The organism is Legionella sp. D16C41 (assembly GCF_048541585.1).
Lineage (GTDB): Bacteria > Pseudomonadota > Gammaproteobacteria > Legionellales > Legionellaceae > Legionella_C.
The window spans coordinates 2,994,514-3,015,789 of record NZ_CP183303.1; the positions used below are offsets into that span (position 1 = coordinate 2,994,514).

Here is a 21,276-nt window from a genome sequence, read left to right on the forward strand (position 1 = left end):
GACAGCTAGCCTAAGTGAGACCTAAGGGAAGTGCAGATCTCTACTTAGGCTACTTTTACTAATGGACTTAAACACAGTTTAATACACATTGATTATGTCGTGTCAAAGCTAATATTGATTGATTTATTAACAACTTAATATAAAATGCAAAAAAAAATTAATTTTTATGCATTATCTAAATCAAAGGACATTAGCTCAATACCCTCGTTTAAATCATTTTTTAGCCAATCCTTTTAGGTTTCTTATTAAAGATGAATTACGGCAGCTCCTCATTTTAGATTATTACCAGTTTCTTTCTAGTCATATATTTCCTGTACTTAAAGTTAACTTTGTAACCTTCCTTTGTTCAATTAATCATCTTGAGGGTTTAAAGCAGTTATTTGCAATTCCTGCTAACAGCCTATTTAACATTCGGGTTAAGCACCAATTGAAAGCAATGGTAAAAGAAAGACATTATTATGCTTTTAGAGAAGCTGCTGAGAATGGGCATGTAGAAGTGCTAAGGTTCTTAGCAGAAAAAATGCCAAATAAAATTTCGGCCATGATTAAAGCAATGGATTATTATGCCTTTCGCTGGGCAGCAGCTAATGGTCGGCTAGAGGTACTAAAATTTTTAGCAGACCAAGCTCCAAAAAAACTACAAATCATGATTGCAAAAAGACATTATTATGCCTTTCGAATTGCCTTCACAAATGGGCATGTAGCTATATTAAAATATTTAGCAAAGCAGGCACCAGATAAGCTGCAAGCTATGATTGCAGCGCTTAGTACGGAAGAATTTAACGAAGCAGTAATAGGGGGTCATTTATTAGCAATAAAATATTTAGCAACGCTTGCACCAGTTAGATTTCAATCTCTGGTTACAGCAAATAATTATGACGCGTTTAGCTTGGCAGCAAAAAAAGGACATTTAGCAATACTAATTTATTTTGCTCAGCAAATGCCTAATAAGCTTAAAGATATGATCGCTGCAAAAGATTATAAAGCATTTCGCTGGGCAGCAATGAATGGCCATTTAATAATACTACATTATTTTGCTCAGCAAATGATTGATAAGTTAAAAACTATGATCACTGCAAAAAATTATGAAGCGTTTCGTCAGGCAGCTATAAATGGCCATTTAGCAATATTAAATTATTTCGCTGAACAAATGCTTGATAAATTACAAGAAATGATTGCCGCACTTAATAACGATGAATTTTTAAAAATAGCAGTAAAAGGCGATTTATTGGTAATAAAATATTTAGCAGAGCAAGCACCTGATAAATTGCAAAATATGATTGCAGCCACTAGTAGCAAATTTCTAAGGATAATAAAAAGCGGACATTTACCGATGCTAGATTACTTTGCTAAGCAAGCGCCTGATAAATTTCAAGCAATACTTGTAATGAATAATGATGCGGCGTTACAAGCAGCAAAAATTGACCGTTATGATATTGTTAATTTTTTACTTAACCAACACGCGCCTTTATATAATCAACTTCATATAAGTCAACAGGAACAACTCAAGAAATGGCGCTATGACAACAGTATAATTCATCATGACCTATCCAAACTCGTAAAAGAAGCTAATACTGCCACCTATATTTTAACCTTGGCTAAAAATACTATGGTATTTTTTAAACCTGCTAAAACTATCCTTGAAAGCAAACCAATTAATTCCGCAGCACCTATTTGCCAGATATAATGATTTAATTTAAAAACTCAATAAGGCTAACTCACGGGATTATTTACCTTTTATGCATCAATGTTTATATAGTAAAGTTTGAACAAAATAGTATTTAATCAAATTTAGATGAATATCTCATTGCATCTTAATTTTTGGCTACTTCAATAAAATTTTGCTGTAAAAACGTATACATCTTGGCCATTGTTTCAGTCCAAGATGGCATACATTGATAAGTAGCAAGAGAAGCAAGGCTCATTTCTTTAAGTAATCTTTGATCCTGAAGTAACTTAAGGATTTTATCCTGAAGGATTGAGCTATTACCTGGTGTAATTAAAAAACCATTGGTATGGTCATCTATAATTTCAGGCACGCCGCCAACTTTACAGGCAATGACCGGAAGGCCTGCACCCATTGCTTCTGTATAAACAATGCCGTAGCTCTCATAATAAGAAGGAACAATAAGTACATGATGTAGGAGAAGTTGTGTTTTTAAATTTTCGATGTCAAGTAAGCCAAAAAATTTTACGTTATTTTCAAGCCTTAGCTGTGTGATCATGTTAAATATTTTTTTTACATATTTTAAATCAACATTTAACTTGCCTATAACAGATAATTGCCAAAGATTACTATCTATTTTTGCTAAAGCTTTTAAGAGAATATGCAAACCTTTATTATAAAGTACGTTACCTACAAAAATGATCATTAATTTGTTATCTTTAAATTTGAGTAGAATTTCTTCTTTAGAAATATTAAGTTGAAGTCTGTCTTTACCTGGGTAAACAACTAATGAATTATTATTTTTACCAATGAGATCTACAACTGTTTTTTCTGTAGCAAGGCTATTAAAAATAAAGCCCGTTACCGATTTAAGATAAAGATATTCAATCTTTTTAATTAACGCTTTTATTAAAAATTTTTGCTTAGTGTTTGATTGCAAAAGATGAACAATACTTATAATTGGAATATTAGTTATTTTTTTAAATTTTTTATTAAACAAGAATAATGAAATACAATTCAGCTCATCTTCTAAAAGAATATCAGGGGAGAAATCAATAACGTCTTGTAATAATTTTTTAGAAAAATTATTACCAAGTAAACCAAAGAAGTTTTTTTCTTGCTGTGAGAAAATTTTGACTAAAACACCTTGTGAACGCAAATACTCGACTAACTTATAATCATATATAAATCCACCAGTAACGGTATTAATAGAACCATAAATAATTAATCCTACTCGCATTTAATATTCTCTATGTTGCTTTGCATAGGAAAAAAATTGCAAACTTGTTGAAAAATATTTTCAAAAGACCTACCTCCCGTACCTTGCCCACCGGCTCCAATGAGGTCCTACCTCCAGTTACTGGATCCCGCGAACAAGTCGCGGGACGTAGGCAGAGGATTATAAAAATTGCCTCCCATCCCTACCTACGTCCCGTGGCTTGTCACGGGACGTAGTAAGATTCCCCACAACTACTAAACCCCGCGAACAAGTTGCAGAATGTAGGCAGAAGATTAAAAAAATTGCCTCCAAAACCTACGTCACGTGGCTTGTTCATGGGATCTAGTAAGATTCCCCATAACTACTAAACCCCGCGAACAAGTTGCGGAATGTAGGCAGAAGATTAAAAAAATTGCCTCCAAAACCTACGTCCCGTGGCTTGTCCACGGGATCCAGTAAGAGTCTCTCCTATAGTCACTAGATCCCGTAAACAAGTTACTGGAAGTAAGTAGCGGAGTTAAAAAATATTTTTCATTTTTAATCTATTAATATTCTCTATAACTAGCTTGGGCAATGTCATCCTCCCACAACCTAATGGTAATTTGGCAGTTAGTGGGTAGAAAAAGATTATCATGAAATTTATGCCAAAGAATTTTAGAAAATAGTTCAAGGCTTGGATTTTGATTTATAAATTCAGGAAGTTCATTTAAAGTTTTATCTTGAAATTCAGCAATTATTTGATCAATATAATTTTTAACCTCGACAATATCGATGATATAATTATATGCATCAAGTTCTGGCCTCTCAATTTCAAGCTCAAAACAATAATGGTGAGAATGTTTGTCATTTTCACGGCCAAAATCTTTTCCAATTAAAAAATGTTGGGCAATGAAATTTTTTCTTAACATTAAGCTATGCATGTTATTCCTCATAATTTAAAGCGACTAATAATGTCTCTTCTGGGTTGGTAGCAAGTAACTGATAAGCTTTGTTAGCTTCAGTAATGGGGAAAGTGTGCGAAATAAAACGTGCCGGTTTAATCTTTGCAAGCATTTTAAAAACCATGTCAAATCGTCTAGCTTTAGTCCACCTTCCTTGTAGCCTAGATGCAATAGAACTCACCTGACTGGCAATAACTTTGATTCGATTGCGATGAAAATGACCACCTAAATCGATATTACAAGGCTTATCTCCATACCATGAGCCTAGTACAATACGCCCTTCATAAGGAGCCAGAGCAATAGCAGCATTAAGTGCATCTGGATTACCAGTTAGCTCATAAATTAAATCAATATCACTATTTTTTAGATTACTTAAATAATTTTTCAATTCCACAAGAAATTCAGGGTGAGTTGCATTGAAAGTAGCATGGGCTCCTAATGCTTGCCCTAACTCTTGCCGTTTAGTGTATAAGTCAGAGCCGATAAGAGTAGATAGCGGAAATTGCTGCAAAAGCGCAGTAGTTAGAAGCCCAACAATGCCAAGGCCTAAAACAAGCACATTTTCCCCTATTAATGGGGAACCATCTAAAACAAGATTTATTGCCGTTTCCATATTTGGAATAAATAAAGCATCTTGAGGCGAAATAAATTCTGGTAATAAGATAATTTGTTGCTCTTTGACACAGAAATAACTTTCATGAGGGTTAAATACAAATACCAGGCGCTCTAGTAAATAATTTAATTTCTCATTACCTGTAGCAATCACTCTACCAACTGAGCAATAACCATATTTAAAAGGATAAGTTAGTTTATGTTGCAGTGAAGGAATAGTAGCATCTAGACAGAGATCTTTGGGCATTAATCCGCGATAAAAAAGCATTTCAGTGCCAGCACTTATTCCCGACATAAGATTTTTAATCAGTACCTCATCGCCTTTAGGCTCTGGAATTGGCTCTGCTAGAATGGCAGCTTGATTTTCTTTTGCAAAATATAAGACGTAATTTTTCACTGACAACTCCTGTAAGCATTTATATCACAACGTTAACTTAAATTTTGTCATTTCCGCGCAGGCGGAAATCCATCCCAATGCTGGCACTGTGCCTACATAAAAATAGATTCCCGCCTACGCGGGAATGACAGCACTGTTCTAAATAGCGTTACCTAATCATTATTGTCATTTCCGCGCAGGCGGAAATCCATCCCAATACTGGTACCGTGCCTACATAAAAATAGATTCCCGCCTACGCGGGAATGACAGCACTGTTCTAAATAGCGCTACCTAATCATTATTGTCATTTCCACGCAGGCGGAAATCCATCCCAATACTGGTACCGTGCCTACATAAAAATAGATTCCCGCCTACGCGGGAATGACAGCACTGTTCTAAATAGCGCTACCTAATCATTATTGTCATTTCCACGCAGGCGGATGACAGGGCTATTCTTCCCCATAGTGCTACTTAAAACAGTGTCATTTCCGCGTAGGCGGAAATCCATCCCAATACTGGCACTGTGCCTACATAAAAATAGATTCCCGCCTACGCGGGAATGACAGCACTGTTCTAAATAGCGCTACTTAATCATTATTGTCATTTCCGCGCAGGCGGAAATCCATCCCAATACTGGTACCGTGCTTACATAAAAATAGATTCCCGCCTACGCGGGAATGACAGCACTGTTTTAAATAGCGCTACCTAATCATTATTGTCATTTCCGCGTAGGCGGAAATCCATCCCAATACTGGCACTGTGCTTACATAAAAATAGATTCCCGCCTACGCGGGAATGACAGGGCTAACTTAAAACAGTGTCATTTCCGCGCAGGCGGAAATCCATCCCAATACTGGTACCGTGCCTACATAAAATAGATTCTGGTCTACGCAGAGATAACAGCGCTGTTCTCAAATCACTATCAACTCCTTGCTATGTCAGCCATAATAATAATGTCTTTACCTAATTTATATTGCAGTATATTTTTTAATTTAGGGAAGCCGAAATTTTCCTGCATCTCTTCTGACAGCACTGAAATTCCACCGACAAAAATAGGAGCGACTGTAATAATAACTTTATCAACCTGGTTTTCATTAATAAAGCTCGTTATAACTCCTCTTCCACCTTCAACCATAAGTGTTTTAATACCTAAACTAAATAATTCTTTTAAAGCTAAATTTAGATCAACTTTTCCTTCATTGGTTGCTTTAATTAAAATAACTTTCGCACCTTTCTTGATTAGTTCTTTTATTTTTTCAGAACTAGCGGCAATAGTTGTAAATATAATGGGCGGCATTGTATTTTTTAAAATGCGTGCTGTCAGTGGAGTTCGCAATTTACTATCTAAAATAACCACCTGCGGATTGTTACCTTTACAATGCCTAACGGTTAAAAGTGGATCATCAGCTAGAATAGTCCCTATACCGACTAATATGGCATCATTTTCAGCACGTAATTTATGCGTCATTACCAGAGACTCTTCTGAACTTAACATAAGACGCTTTTTTTGACGATAAGAAATAGAGCCGTCCAAACTTTGCGCATAAGCTAAGGTCACTAAAGGTTTATTATTCTTAACTAAAGATGAATATTTATCGGTTAATTCTTTTAAATCATGCTCTTCAAAAATATGCTGCATTTTTTTATTTTTGGTCAATAAATAAAAAGCATTATGAGAATGAATAGTGCCTTTGATAGGAACTCTGGCAATTACATTTAAATTAGACTGAATTAAAGCTTCTACCTTTTGTGGATTATTGGTAAGCAGCCGTATAGATTTAACTTGTAGCTCTTTGAGAATATGGGCTGCAACCTCATAAGAGCGGCCATCTTCTTTATGCCCTAAGGCTAAATTAGCATCGACTGTATCTTTTCCTAAGTCCTGCAAATTGTAAGTACGCAATTTTTCAATTAAGCCAATTCCTCGCCCTTCTTGGCGTAAATAAATAATAATGCCAAACCCTTCTAGCGCAATCTGACTCATACTCATTTGCAGCTGCTCACCACAATCACAACGCAATGATCCTAAGATATCACCCGTCATACATTCTGAATGAATTCTAACTAAAATATTATCAGCATTTTGTACAGTACCGAATGTCAAAGCAAGATGCTCTTTATTATCTTGATTAGTGGTAAATAATGAGAGCTCAAAAGAGCCATATTTTGAAGGAATTGAAGTTGAGACTTCCTTTTTTATAATTAACTCATCCATAACTATTCCCTTTTACTGGAACTGCCATGCTAGGCTTTTAAGTATTTTTATAACTATAGTGCATAAAAATAATTTGTATTAGATTTTAAAAATTTAAATTTATTGAACAAATACGAACTCCAATTAGGGAAAGCTACTTAGAGAAATTAAGCTTAAATAAATTGCTAAGAATGGACCAATACCAGCTTAAAATCCTAAAAAAAGGATTACATAATTTAGACAAAATAACTTTGTAATAAGATTCATTTTGTCATTTATAATACTTTCATCTCAGGTTAATTTTAGTAAGCAATAGAGCTTTATTCTGATTAAATTAATTTAGAATTAGCTGAGCGGTCAAAAAGTCAGTGGTATTCTTGTTAATAAAAGTAGCTTAGGTGAAAAAAGTGAAACCTAGGTATTAGCCTTGACGGCCTTCACCCAGGTTAAGCTTACTTTATTATTTGTGTAGCTGTTAAGCTTAAAGCAAAACATCTTTGTTTAGTACCAATCTAAAGTAGCATATTACGACTACTTTTTTTCTCTTTTGGCTGGTCGTTGTCAGTTGAATTTGGCTTTGGTTGAGACACAAAAAATCGTTTATATGTTGTTGAATCATCTTGGCTAGGATTATAATCGTCCTTAAACTCTTGTTCACCAAGTGTAGCCTTAGCCTGAAGCCCCTGCACTAACGATATTACAGACCCATTATAAGAATTGGACTGAGGAGATGGTATTTCCTGTTTATCGTCGTTAGTATGATTCATTACTCCCGTTCCTACTGGTTCATCTACCTCTATCGGCCTAGAAGGAGAGGTATCAGGAGGAACGACATGCATAGACTCAACACTAACTACCCTATTCGGCGGAGGTAAAACTGAACCTATAACATTAAGATTGGCAGGGGCAAAAGGATCGTTATCTTTAGAGTGTTCTACATTCTTATTTTCTATCTTTTTTATATCTGGTTCGGTTTTATCTTCTTTCTTTGCTGGCTTATTAGCAATAAATTGCCAAAATTTAATTGCTAGAGCAGCAAGTCCAGGGAGAACTGCACCAACCCCTGCGCCAATAGCTGCGCCAATGACAGTGCCAATTCCTGGAAAGACAAGGCTACCCAATAAGGCGCCTACGCCGGCTCCTAAGCCTGCTGTACCTAGGCTTGTGAGGGCTATGCCAAATATCTGATTGGTCTTTATAGCATTATAAATACCAGTGCCTACTAAGCTTACTGAAGCGCCAACTCCAGCACCCAGGGCTGCACCAATAACCGTTCCTATACCTGGAAAGACTAATGTACCAAGAAGTGCGCCAATCCCTGCACCTAAACCTGCGCTACCTAACGTAGTTAAGACTGTTCCTGCCGCACGATTTTTATTCCATAAGTTATATAAGCCTGTGCCGGTAAGACTCACGGCGGCTCCGGCGCCTGCGCCAAGCGCTGCACCAATGGCAGTACCTACACCAGGAAAAACCAATGTACCTATAATCGCCCCAACTGCAGCGCCTAAGCCTGCACTACCAGCTGTAGTAACCAGTGTACCCAGAGCCGCATTTTTTCTATATAACTCATAAAAGCCAACCCCACTTAAGCCTAATGCAGCGCCACCGCCGCCACCAATTAAGCCACCAATGACAGTACCAACACCAGGCATTAATAATGTACCTATAATGGCACCTATTACAGCGGGAAGTATAACGACAGCTACTTTAGCTGCAGCTGCTTTAACTGCAGGGAAGTTGCTAGGGTAGGCGCGATTTAAAGCATCTTGGACTAAGCCTTTTAGATCTTGAGCCGCTATATCAGGATAAGCCTTACCTAGAGTGTCTCTAACTATCTTCTCTATCCGCTGAGCATCTTTTATACCCCGTTTTATTGCATCATTTATACTTTTCTCTATTATTTTTGATCTTATATAGTCACTTATAGTCAAACCTGTTGCTTTCACTACAACTTCTGAAACCAAACTTTCAGGATATGCCTGTTGTATCATTTTTGTGAATTCTTCTTCTATCTGCTGAGCATCTTTTATACCCCGTTTTATTGCATCATTTATACTTTTCTCTATTATTTTTGATCTTATATAGTCACTTATAGTTAAACCTGTTGCTTTCACTACAACTTCTGAAACCAAACTTTCAGGATATGCCTGTTGTATCATTTTTGTGAATTCTTCTTCTATCTGCTGAGCGTCCTTTAACTCTCTTATTTCTATAACTTCCCATATATCTTTTTCTACTATCCTTTTTCTTATAAAGTCCTTTAAATCTAAGCCTGCTACTTTAGAAATTGTAGGGTTCTCAGGATAAACTTGTTGTACAGTTTCTTTTACTAAATTTTCTATTTCCTGAGCGGTCTTTTGGGTTCTAGCACTCGATATAAGTATGTTTACTAGATTTTCTTTCCCCAAGTTATCCTTTATATTATTTCTTACTGACTTCTCCTCTATCGCTTTCATTACAACTTCTAAAACAGAACTTTCAGAATATGCCTGTTGTATCATTTTTGTGAATTCTTCTTCTATCTTCTGAGCATCTTTTATACCCTTTTTTACTGCATCCTTTATACTTTCCTTTATTATTTCTGTTCTTATATAATCGCTTATAGTTAAACCTGTTGCTTGCTTTACTACCTCTGAAACTTCTTGATCAGGATAGAACTTACTTATAAAATTTTCTACTTCCTCTTCTATCTCCTTAGCGTCTTTTGTACTTTCCATAGCTTCCCATGGACTTATTTCTACTATCCTTTTTCTTATATAATCATTTATATTTAAGCCTTTTACTTCGGATTGAAATTTAGTCGGTTTATCATCATAGGCCTTTTCTATAGCTTCTGTAAGCAAAGCTGCTATTTGCTGGATATTCTTACCTTCTTGTATACCTTCCCATATAATTACATTTGCTAAGTACTCTTTTACCAATTCATCTTTTATACTTTTTCTTACTGATTTTTTATCTACATTGTCAGGTAATTCACCTCGAGCTACAGCAATTCGACTTCTAACTACTTCTGCTAACTCCTTATATTTTTTTCGTCTTATTAGCTCAGATTGTATTATTGGGCTATCCATATCAATCCGATAAGTTGCCCCTTTCACCTTTCTTATTTCTTTTTCAAGTAATTTAAAATCTTGTCTAAAATTATCAAAAACTTCATCGCTCATTTGTGTTATGTATGGATGTGCCAAGCCTGTTGATTCAGCAGTTCTCTCTACAGGAGGCAAAGCTACTCCATATTTAACCCCTGCCTTACTCACAGCCTTCGAAAAATCAGAATCATCCTTGTTAAAAGCTTTATAATCGGCATAAGATGTAATAGAGGTTGAATCAACAATTTCCTTTGTCTCTGCAACTCGGGACTCCGCTATTGCCCTCTTCTTAAGACTGATAACAGGGAGCATACTATAACGTAGTGTAGATAAATAAAATACTAACGGGCCTCCGCCTACTACTAAGGCTTGATTCAGATCGATATAACCCAGTAAGCCATTAAGATTCTCTAGATCCTCTTCATTAAGATCCGTCTGTGATAATTCATAAGTTATTAATTGAATTAATTCATCAGCAGCGATCGGTTTGCCAGCCGATTTAAAAATCTTTTCATATCTGGACATTAAGACAGCTATAAACTGGGCAGCTTGATAGTATTCGCCTTTTCTTAAGTGATCTACACATTCTTGTGCAAAGCTTGGACCAATTTTTGGTGTAAAGTCCGGGCCGAATCGTATAGCTTTTAACTCTTGTAATTCCTTTGATATATCTACCTTTGTTTTATCACCATATTTTACAAGGCTCATCTTAAAACTTTTAAATGTTGACGGCTCCATTTCTTTAATATGATTTTTAACCTCCGGTACTTCTAGAGGCTCATCCTTAAATTTTAGGTCCTCTTTAGTCATATTATTATTAGCTTGCTCTAAAAGCTTAGAAAGTTCAGAACTTTCTGAAGTGTCAGGAATTTCTGCTGAAAAACTCTTAATAGCTTTTATAGATGTCAATTGGTTTTCTAAGCGTGAAAGAACACCTTTAAGGTCTGTTTTTTCTCCATCATCTTGTATTTTTTTTACTCTTATAGCCGTTTCAAAAAGCGTATACGCACTAAGTCTTAAGTGACCCAGCCCAACTTGATCAGCAAGATAACTATTTAAAAATTTGAGCTTATCTAAATCATCCTGAGTGAGCTCAACTAGACAAAGTTCATATTCTAGTAGTGCTCTTAGCTCACCTGCTCCTATGACTGGGCGTGTTGGCAGTTTTTCTTTATTTAGCATGGCTAATTCTGTCAGTACTTTATGCTCTTTATCAAAAACTGCTTGATATTTTTCTGTAACCTCGCTTATAAATTCTAGGGCGCGAAAATACTTACCCTGTCTTACATACTTTAAAAACTTACTTGCTAATGGCATCTCTGCATCTCTTCTTTTTCTAGCATGGCTTTTCTCACTAATAAACTTTCAACTGTTAGTTATACCTTCACGTCCTGTATTTAGTGGCATATTCCTTACCTCAAGTGCACTTATCAGATAATCAATGAAGGATTTACTATCTACAAAGCACAATGAAGAGTGATTTATAACATGCAATTTATTTCACAACTTGTTTATATTATAAACAATATTAATTAATTAATTATTAAGTATGATAGAAAAATGGTATAGAAGTTAGATAATTGATAAAATTAAAAATTTATTCTGCTAAATTACGATTTACAAACTTAGAGAAAGAAATAGTAAATTAGTAGGCTAGGCTTATTTTATTTAAGTTAACTTTTTGAAAAATATAAAAAATTTTTAACAATTTTTTATGTTTACATAATTCTTTAACTAAAATGCTTAAAATTTATAATTGGCAACCTGTTTATCTTAGGTTTAAAGATAATAGTTACTACTGCAGAAGTGACATAAGACAAATTTATTAAAACCACAGTAAGGACATTGTAATTAGGAAAAATTCTGGCAAAAATCTATTTAATTCTTGTTTAGAGTTTAATTTAATAGATAGCCTGACAGCAGTGAAACTAGGATTACGGACTTATAGAGTCAATGCTCAAATAATAGCATTAACCTAAAAACTTAAATTAGCAACATAAATGCTTACTTTGCAATCTCTCCTTGGCGAGGCTTTTTTAAAAAAGATATGCTACAGCGCTATTAACACCTACGGTATAGAATGCCTGAATCGTAGGTAAACATCGGGCTTATCTAAAGTTATCCCAAAAAAGATTAAAAAATTCAAAGCGCTCATGCAAAACTTACTTGGTGAGACTTCATTGAAAAAAACTCCCTATAGTTACTCCGTTGATAAAGGAATAAATATTTAATCCCAAATTTAGTTTCTTAAATCTTTTGTGCCACCCAAACTGTAGCTTCACCACACTTAGGGTCGGATACTTTATGGACTAACACTTTAAATGAGAAATTTTTAAGAAGACTATCGTATTCTTGGGTAGATAAGGATGCGTGATAAAGCTGTTGACCGCCATTATCACTCCAGACTTCACCCTCTTCCACTCCAGAGGTAAAAGCTAGCACACCATCTGGCTTAAGATGCGACGCAAATAGTTTGAACATATTACGCTGGCTGCTAGGGTCAAGGTGAAAAAAACTATGCCACGCAATTATTGCATCGAATTGTTGCGGTAAATTTAGGTCACGCATATCTGCAACTATCCAGCGTTCGCTTGGAAAACGCTTACTACATAGCTTAATCATTTTTTGGCTACCATCTACCCCTGTCACTTTAAATCCCTTGTCAATCAAAAACTCTGCAATAGGCTCTCCAGTCCCACAACCCAAATCCAAAATGCTACCTTTTGAGGGAATGGTATTTACGATTAAATTAAGATATTCAGATTCCATAAGACTTTTAGTGCGCGCGTTATCAAACCAATCAATGATTTCATCATATACTTCATAGACTTTCATTTTATTTAGCTTACTCATTAAGGATTTTTTCCACTCTTAAATTAAAGAAAGTAGCCTAGCTACAATAAAGTAAAGCCTAGCTTAAAAGAAAAGCACGCCCGAAGAAGACTTTTATTAGTTTGAATAACTATCTTATATTAATTCGGTTGCAAAAATCATTTGAGAGGGCTTTGCTAATAACGTTTCAAATTTTTTACGCAATTCAATAATATACGGCTTATCAAAATGCTCTTGAAGTTTATCTTTGCTTACCCATTGCTCATACATTACAAATTGTGCTGGGTTATCATCACTTTGATGTAATTTATATTCCAAACAAATATCTTCTGAACGGCTGGGCTCTACAACTGCTCTTAAAGCCGAAGCCAACTCATCTTCTTTACCTGCTTTCGCTTCAAAGATAACGATAATTGTACATGGTTTAGACATTAGTAGACTCCCTTAATTTGTTCAACTTCTCCAAAAGCTGATATTGCCAAGACAGGATCAAGCCTGTTCATTTAAAATTGGCTAGTAATAGCAGTTTTGGAAGAAATCTATTTATTTTAATCGACAATAATAACAAATAGCCTAATCAAAACGAAGAAAAACTAAGTTATAGCGCCAAGCCATCATCAAAACTACATTTACTGAGGAATTTTAAGTTTTGCTAAACTCACTTTGAATTAATTGCACTTCATAAATTATAAAAATCTTCATAAGCTAGTCGCAACGGAAATCCTTAAATTGCAATGGTACCATTAATAGTATCATTGCAACTAATTTAGGCTATCGGTTGAATTGTGATGTGGGTGTAGAATCTATTTTTTCTGATGAGGCTTCTGAAACTTTAGGAGCATTAAATCGCAACAATCGTAGCGCTCTAAGAGCCTCTTGGGTTAGAACAGGCGCACTACCCCCAAGTGCTTGAGCCTTATTGTATGGGCGGTGATTTGTTGGTAATACTGATGAAGTATAATGGTTTGTTGCTTGAGCAGTTAAGCCTTTAATAGTTCCTGAAGAGATAGATTTATTTCTTCGTAGCTCAAGTGGGAATTCATCTGGCTTTTGCAGTTCAATAGTGGTATTAATTGGCCTGTTTCCTCGATACAGAATTTGAGAAGCAAAACTAGAAAAAAGTGGTTTCATTGCCAAATCAGGATCTGCAGCAATACGACAATATTTAAGTTTTTCCTCAGGTGAAAACATTTGAGAGTAGTCTTGTACTAATAAATAAGCTGCATGTGGATGGTATTGATTGGCTGATACCTGCAAGCAAGCCTTGATACATTGAGCAAGTTGTTCAGAATTAGCCTCAATAACACGCTCTTCTACTGCGCAACTCATTTCTTTTTTGTAAAAAAGTGCTAAACGATATAACGCTTCTGGATTTAGTTGATTAGCTTGTGCCAATAATTCATCTGATTTTTCAAGAGAGATAGGAAGAATACTAAAATGGTCAAAAGAATATCTATTTACTCTAATGACAAAGTTAGCTTCATTGATTTTATAAGCTTTTAAAAAATATTCAGCACTTTTTTCTAAATCTTTTGCAATTGATCTGGAGGTAAAAGGAGAATTTGCACCATACTGATATAACTCGGCTAAAGCAAATAGACTTTCAAAAGAATTGGCTTCTTCAAAATAACGAACCGCTCTTTCAAAATCTTGATAGTCATCTCGAGCCTCACATCCACGTTGATACAAAATACCTTTCATAACTATTACCTCTACTTATTTAAAAATTTGCGCGATTCTAATCATAATTACTATTTGTATCTACCATTTATGTCAAAAGATGAGCGAAAAATTACAGAAAATTCAATAAGAAAACGAAATTTTTTGAGATTGGTAGGCAGTGGTGGCTTACGAACTAGTTAGTTATTTTTAATCGATTGCCAGGATATCAGCCAGCTTAAAAGTTATGAACGCGGATATAGGCAGAGGCTTTACAGATCATAGCCTTCCTTGATTTTAAGTAATTCTTATTTAGAATTCGCTTTTTAAATAAACTTTAAATTGGCAGGATTACAATTTCATTTGCATTTGTTATTATCTGCCTTTATTTTAAGCATGCGCATGTATAGAAACCATGCCCATGTTTTTAACAAGAAAACCTGTTCCCTCGATTTTGCATAATAAAAAAATACAAAAATGCACCTGTATCCCATTCGAGGATCAAATTTTCTGTGCCTACTTAGGTGCAATTATATTATGGAGCCTGAAATTATGAAGAGATGGATTTGTGCCCTGTCTTTCAGACAAAAGAAATGGTTCCTAGTTGGTGGCGGGCTTACTGTTTTAATTATTGGTTATTATTTTATTTCTTATGCCTCTATCGTTCCAAGAGAACCCCTTGTCCAGTTACAGGTGGACAAAGCTATCCCTTTTTGGCCCTGGACTGTATGGATTTACCTAATTGGTCTCTATTTACCCATTCCATATATCATTGAGAAAGCTCGCAGACCAGAAATTTTAGTCACCGCGCTCCTTGCTACCCTATGCACAGGGTTCATTGCTTTTGCGTTTTTTTGGTTAGTTCCGATGGCCTATCCGCGACCCTCAGTTATCCCTGGTGGAGGTCTATCAAGCCAACTCTTAACCTGGGTCTATCTTGTGGATTCGCCTATTAACACCTTTCCATCCTTGCATGTAGGGTATTCGACTATTTTTTATCTTATAATCAGAGAAGAAGTACCTTCTCAGCGCTTGTTCTTTTTTGTAAATCTTTGCTTAATTCTAGCTTCTACTCTCACAACCAAACAGCATTTTTTGCTAGATGGTATCGCTGGGATTTTGCTAGCCTTGCTCTCTTTCCGTGCTGCTAAAGCTTTAGTCGCAAGACCCCGCTTTGCAAAACTTTCCCTGCTTTTTGCTTAACGCGTACAGGTAGGACCCCTAGAGCACCATATGGTTTAAAATTAAGCAAATTTCCCCTCATCTAGCTTGGCTTTAGGTTTTTTGGGTTGAGTCAAAATGATAATCTTTTTGTAAGCACAAACATGGGAGATAAAGGAAAAATTTTAATTTTAGTTTGACATACTGCACATTATTTGTTTCAGATAAGCAATTTATATTCTATAATGGTTAACTCTCTAAAGAATGTAATTAAGAATGAAGAGCCAAAATTTAAACAATGAAGAAGCTGACGACGTAAGAAACCTAGAAAATTTTAATGTCTCAGATTTTCTGCAAATAAAGTTTGATTCACTTGATGAAAAGGCTCATGCTTTTTCTTACAAACTTCAAGAGACCTGTATTAAAACAGGATTTCTCATGCGAGAAATTTGCGGCAATATCGGCAAAAATACGCTTGTACGCAATCCACGTACTGGTAAAGAAGAAACCGTATTAATGTTTGGATCGAATAACTATTTAGACTTAGCCCAAGAACCATACATTATTAATAAAGCCATTGCTGCAGTTAAAAAATTTGGTATTGGGTGCGGCGGCCCGCAGCTTTTAAATGGTAATACCTCATTACATATTGAACTGCAAAATAAAATTGCTAGCATTAAAGGGGCGGAAGCAGCCATTTTATTTTCTTCTGGTTACTCAACGAATGTGGGGTGGCCCAATGCTTTACTAGGAAAAGACGATTGGCTAATCTACGATTTACAAAGTCATGGGTCACTTTATGACAGCTTAAAAACTAAGCAATTTAATTCCATGCCTTTTCTGCATAATGATCCTATTGCGCTGCAAAAACGTTTGAAAACCATTCGCCAAACTCATCCACGCTCAACAATCATCGTTTGCGTGGAGGGAGTTTATTCTATGGACGGAGATATCGCCCCGCTCGATGAGTTTAGAAAAATTTGCGATGATTATGCTGCTTTACTATGCATTGATGATGCACACGGCTCTGGTGTCATGGGCGAGCATGGTCACGGTACTCAAGAACATTTTGGATTAACTGGTAAGATTGACTTATACATGGGAACTTTTTCTAAAGTTTACTGTGTGACAGGTGGATATGTTGCAGGTAAAAAACATCTGGTCGATTTTCTACGAGTCAATGCACGCTCCAATCTTTTTTCTGCTAGTTTACCTCCTTATTCAGTAGCTGCCGTATTAGCCGCGATTGAATTTATTGAACAAAATCCAGATCGTGTTAAAAAGCTTCACTATAATGCTCGCTATATGACACAAAAGCTCTGCGACGCGGGGCTTAATGCGCATACAGAATCAGCTATTATTCCCATTTTTATTGCCCAGCCACACTCCGTTAAAGAGATTGTTGCTGAATTACATGATGAAGGGGTTTTTATTAATGGCATTGAATACCCCTCTGTTCCCAAAAATAAGCAAAGGCTCCGCCTAAGCATGATGGCAACTTTTGAACAGCATGAGCTGGATTATGCCATCGATAAACTGGTTAGGATGGCCAGGCGAAGAGGAATTATTCCTTCTCCTTAACCTACAGGATTCTCCTATGCATTTGCCTGCAAACAACACTGTTGATAAAGCGATTATTTTACTTAGCTTAGTTAAAATTGATGCTAAAGAATTAAAAGAGCTGCAAGAAATTTGTCATCAATCCGATTTCAACTGGGAGCTTTTATATCAATTGGCCGAGCTTAATGAAACAGTTCCTTTAGTTTTAAATAATTTACGTACCCATCAGCTGCTACCTTTCTGCCCCACATCATTAGTCAAGCAAATGCAAGGTTATGCCAACGATATCGCTAAAGCCAATCAGTTAAGAATTGAAACGGGTAAAATTTTGCTTCAGGAATTTGCCAAGAAAAATATCAAAGTTGCATTGCTTAAAGGAATTTTCTTTGCAGAAAGCGTTTATAAAAATCCTTTTTATAAAAAAATGAATGATATTGATATTTTAATTCTTGAGAAGGATGCTAGGCGTGTGTTGGACGTTTTTAAACAACTTAATTATTTTTGTGTGAGTGCTCTCCTAGGCGACTCAGCGCAAGATCAAATAGCATACTCTCACCACTTTCCGCCTTTTTTTAGCCCTAATTTACATTGCATGATTGGCACACACTGGGGCCTAATTTCCACACATTCTTTTATTCAATTAAACTATGAAGCAATGTGGAAAAGAGCAAAGCCCTTAAATTTTTACGATGTTGAATGCTATCATTTAGCTCCTGAAGATAATTTGCTTCATCTTTGTATTCATCTTTCACTTTATAAATCTGGCATTAAAGAAATAGCCGATTTTTATAATCTTATTCAATCCAATAATATAGATTGGGATTTATTTTATAGAAATGTAAAAGAGTCTCATAGTGCGCAAAAAGTTTATGAATCCCTTGCGATAGTTCAGACATTCTATCCGTTGAGCGCTATAGCTAAGGTTTTAGAAAAATTAAAACATGAATATCTTATTAGAATATCAAAAGCACTTGCCAATAAAATTTCTTCTCGCTCTTTTTTATTAAGATCTCGGACAACTTACGTAAGCGCTATTGAAAAAGAATTTATCCAATTTAAAGCCACAAGTAGTTTTGCTGAAAAACATTCCCACTTTTTTAGAATTTGGAAATTAATTTTTTACCCTCCTGTAGACCAAATTCAAAAGCTTACTTTTCGCCCAACTTATTCTCCTTTTTTACGTTTATTAGTACCACTGCAGATAAGTCGACACTTAAGTGCTGAGCTAGGGACAAAAACTTATTTTTTACTGCACTGTTATCTTATTTATTCTTTAATTAAATCCGGAATTCGCAATCTTTTGGGAATAAAGAAAAAGAGTTTTCAAGATTTTTGTGATGATTTAGGTCTAAGCGTTGAGCAAATTAATCAATTGAAAGAGAGGCTTGAATGAACCCTTGGTGTAAAATTGACATTAATCTTGATACAAAATTTCAAAAGATTATTGGCGGCAAAGGACTGGGTTTATGGCAATTATTAAAGCAAAAACTCCCGATTCCGACAACCTATGTACTAACTACAGATTATTTTCAAAACTACTTATTTGACCCTCAACAACTACCTTCTTATACCAAATTACTTGCTCTAGCCATTACTTGTGACCAGGAAGCGATTTCGCGTTGCAGTCTTGATTTACGCAATGAAATTGATAATTTGAATATTATTTTACCTAACGAACTGGAGCATATTTATTTAACGAGGCTAAATCAACACAGTTGGGCACTTCGTTCTTCTATGAGTATTGAAGATGGGCTAAAAAATGCCTATGCTGGGATTTTTGAATCATGTCTGCATTTAGACTCTCTAGAACAACTTAAAGATAAAATTAAAGAAATTTTCGCGCAAGCTTTTTCCGAAAGGGCTATTTTTTATACGCTAGAACAAGGTATTCCCTTGCAAGCGTTACTGCCAGCACTCTTAATCCAAGAGCAAATAGCAGTCGATTGGTCTGGGACTTATTTTACGTGCAATCCCTTACCCAAAGGCAACTACCAACAAGGCGTCATTTCCTTTAAAAAAGGGTATGGCGATACCTTAATGAGTGGTTCTGAAAGTGGTCACTCCGTTTTTGTTAATGAAGGAAAAATAGAGCTATCTAAAGAGTTTATGCATCTTACAAAACCACTTCAACAACTGATTAATAGTGGGCTCAAACTGCAACGTAATTTTAATTTAGCTTTGGATTTAGAATGGGGAATAAAAAATGGCCATTTGATATTTTTTCAAATGCGTCCTATTCCAAACATTGATTTTAGTTGTGCTTTAAATCCTATTCGTTGGTCTAGAATGCTAACAGAAGAAAGATATCCTGAGGCAATATCTCCTTTAGGTTGGTCAATTTTATATAGTGTCTTTCAAGTCAATTTAGATACGCTAAAGAAACGCTTTGGATTACAAGCCACTAGCACTAATGAAGTAGCCAAAGTTATCAACGATTACGTTTATGCCAACGATTCTTTTTTCAAGTTTCCGGACAATATTAAAACCAATTATTGGCATCAGCTAAAATACATTCCTTTTTTAATGAAGGCACTCATCAAATCATGCATGGCGCTTCCTTTGCTTTGGATAAGTAATTTTTTTAGCTCTAGCCATAAAATTTCGTCTAAGCTTTTTTTGCTTATGGGATTATTTTCTGGTTATATTTTTCGGCATGCTAAAGACATTATTAAACGTTGGGATCAAGAGCTTCCCAAATATATTCAAGACTTTGATGAAGCATATCAACATACAATAGATATCCAAGATAAAAAAAAGACCTATCAATACCGCGACCGCTTAGAAAAAATTGCAATTCTTTATATGGGGCCAGATTTAGCTATTTACGTCATCAAGACGGCCTGTGTTTGGATGGTTAACACCATGAGCAAAGCTCTATTTCCCAACGAACCAGCGGATTTTTTATTATTGCAATTTTCTAAAAGTTTAGAAAAAAATAGAACGCTTGAAATGAATATTCAATTTAAAAAATTATTTCAAACGATCAAACAAGACAGCAATCTATTGAATTTGTTGCAAACCAATCAGCTGCAAGAGGCTCTTACACTTTTAAAAGAGAAAGCCTATTTTTTAGATTTTTTGCAAAAAAATGGCCATCTCACGAGTAATTGGGACATTCGTGAACCCACTTGGGAAGAAGATCCTATCAGGTTGATGCCTTTTATTAGGACATCAGTCATGAATTCTGAAAGCGCACTAGAAGAAAGTATGCAGAGCAGACTCAAGGAACATAACCAATTTTGTGAACAACTGTTTGCTTCATTACGTCTTAATCCTGTGGCGATGACATTTTTAAAAAATCTTAATCACTTCATCCGAGAATTCATGAGAATTGATGAAGAACATCATTTCTATTGCTCGCGAGTATTTAAAGCCACCCGAGCATTCTATCATGAAATCGCTCACCGCCTCGTAGCCGAAAATAAAATCAAAGAGATTGATGAAATTTATTTTTTAACAGAAGAAGAAATAAAAGAGGTCTTTCAAAATGAGAAGCCTATTGCACTTCATTTTATGGCTAGAAAAAGAAAAAAACAATTTCAAACCAATCTCAATCAAATACCGGTTAGTTCTTACTTGGGTGATTACATTGAACAGGAAAATATCAATGCCACCTTTACAAAGCACGCTAACGGAACTTTGTTTTGCGGTGAAAGTGGCTCTCCGGGGCTAGTTAAGGGCAAAGTCAAAATTATTAAATCTATTGAAGATGCTAAAAAAATTAATCTCGGTGACATTATTGTTACCCAAAGTCCTAACCCAGTTTTTACACCCTTGTATTCTTTAGCAACAGGGCTTGTAACCTCTACAGGTAGTATTTTATCGCATGGCATTGTTTCAGCTAGAGAATACCAAATTCCCGCTGTTCTTTGCATTCCTGGCATTGATAAATTACTTAATGACGATCAAATCATTACAGTTAATGGCAATACCGGGCAAGTTTATGTGGAAGGAGGCACTTAAC

General features: G+C 35.5%; 13 protein-coding genes. 5 read left to right on the forward strand and 8 right to left on the reverse strand.

What is annotated here, in order from left to right:
• The first annotated feature begins 166 nt into the window (after nt 1-166).
• Nucleotides 167-1,687, forward strand: coding sequence for a hypothetical protein (locus ACNVED_RS12980; protein WP_419419413.1), 1,521 nt, complete (start codon nt 167-169; stop codon nt 1,685-1,687).
• A gap of 127 nt (nt 1,688-1,814) precedes the next feature.
• Here the strand turns inward: ACNVED_RS12980 and ACNVED_RS12985 are convergent, their stop codons facing one another.
• From ACNVED_RS12985 to ACNVED_RS13020, 8 genes are all read right to left on the reverse strand, one after another.
• A complete protein-coding gene (locus tag ACNVED_RS12985; protein ID WP_419419414.1) occupies nt 1,815-2,906 on the reverse strand; it encodes a glycosyltransferase family 4 protein in 1,092 nt (363 codons plus the stop codon).
• Nucleotides 2,907-3,430: 524 nt separating this feature from the next.
• Complete coding sequence (locus ACNVED_RS12990; RefSeq protein ID WP_419419415.1) at nt 3,431-3,805, reverse strand: 6-pyruvoyl trahydropterin synthase family protein; 375 nt, start codon at nt 3,803-3,805, stop codon at nt 3,431-3,433.
• A gap of 1 nt (nt 3,806) precedes the next feature.
• On the reverse strand, nt 3,807-4,835 hold the full coding sequence (locus ACNVED_RS12995; protein ID WP_419419416.1) for a zinc-dependent alcohol dehydrogenase: 1,029 nt from the start codon (nt 4,833-4,835) through the stop codon (nt 3,807-3,809).
• A 901-nt stretch (nt 4,836-5,736) separates the two neighbouring features.
• On the reverse strand, nt 5,737-7,029 hold the full coding sequence (ribA, locus tag ACNVED_RS13000; RefSeq protein WP_419419417.1) for a GTP cyclohydrolase II: 1,293 nt from the start codon (nt 7,027-7,029) through the stop codon (nt 5,737-5,739).
• A gap of 491 nt (nt 7,030-7,520) precedes the next feature.
• Nucleotides 7,521-11,417, reverse strand: coding sequence for a hypothetical protein (locus tag ACNVED_RS13005; RefSeq protein WP_419419418.1), 3,897 nt, complete (start codon nt 11,415-11,417; stop codon nt 7,521-7,523).
• Nucleotides 11,418-12,347: 930 nt separating this feature from the next.
• Nucleotides 12,348-12,953 (reverse strand): class I SAM-dependent DNA methyltransferase, encoded by a 606-nt coding sequence (locus ACNVED_RS13010; RefSeq protein WP_419419419.1) that lies wholly within the window; start codon nt 12,951-12,953, stop codon nt 12,348-12,350.
• Between the two features lie 114 nt (nt 12,954-13,067).
• The gene (locus tag ACNVED_RS13015) at nt 13,068-13,364 is read right to left on the reverse strand and encodes a putative quinol monooxygenase (RefSeq protein ID WP_419419420.1); all 297 of its coding nucleotides are present in this window, start codon (nt 13,362-13,364) and stop codon (nt 13,068-13,070) included.
• A gap of 339 nt (nt 13,365-13,703) precedes the next feature.
• Nucleotides 13,704-14,633 (reverse strand): hypothetical protein, encoded by a 930-nt coding sequence (locus ACNVED_RS13020; RefSeq protein ID WP_419419421.1) that lies wholly within the window; start codon nt 14,631-14,633, stop codon nt 13,704-13,706.
• Between the two features lie 510 nt (nt 14,634-15,143).
• Between ACNVED_RS13020 and ACNVED_RS13025 the strand changes: the two genes are divergently transcribed.
• The 4 genes from ACNVED_RS13025 to ACNVED_RS13040 all read left to right on the forward strand — a co-directional run bounded on the left by ACNVED_RS13025 (nt 15,144) and on the right by ACNVED_RS13040 (nt 21,275).
• Nucleotides 15,144-15,794: a phosphatase PAP2 family protein gene (locus ACNVED_RS13025; RefSeq protein WP_419419422.1), complete on the forward strand. Its 651-nt coding sequence runs from the start codon at nt 15,144-15,146 to the stop codon at nt 15,792-15,794.
• Nucleotides 15,795-16,028: 234 nt separating this feature from the next.
• On the forward strand, nt 16,029-17,333 hold the full coding sequence (locus ACNVED_RS13030; protein ID WP_419419423.1) for an aminotransferase class I/II-fold pyridoxal phosphate-dependent enzyme: 1,305 nt from the start codon (nt 16,029-16,031) through the stop codon (nt 17,331-17,333).
• Nucleotides 17,275-18,705 carry a nucleotidyltransferase family protein gene (locus ACNVED_RS13035; protein WP_419419424.1) on the forward strand — a complete coding sequence of 477 codons (1,431 nt, stop codon included), beginning with the start codon at nt 17,275-17,277 and terminating at the stop codon, nt 18,703-18,705. Before ACNVED_RS13030 ends, ACNVED_RS13035 begins: the two co-directional genes overlap by 59 nt.
• Nucleotides 18,702-21,275: a PEP/pyruvate-binding domain-containing protein gene (locus ACNVED_RS13040; RefSeq protein WP_419419425.1), complete on the forward strand. Its 2,574-nt coding sequence runs from the start codon at nt 18,702-18,704 to the stop codon at nt 21,273-21,275. Before ACNVED_RS13035 ends, ACNVED_RS13040 begins: the two co-directional genes overlap by 4 nt.
• Nucleotide 21,276: the final 1 nt, after the last annotated feature.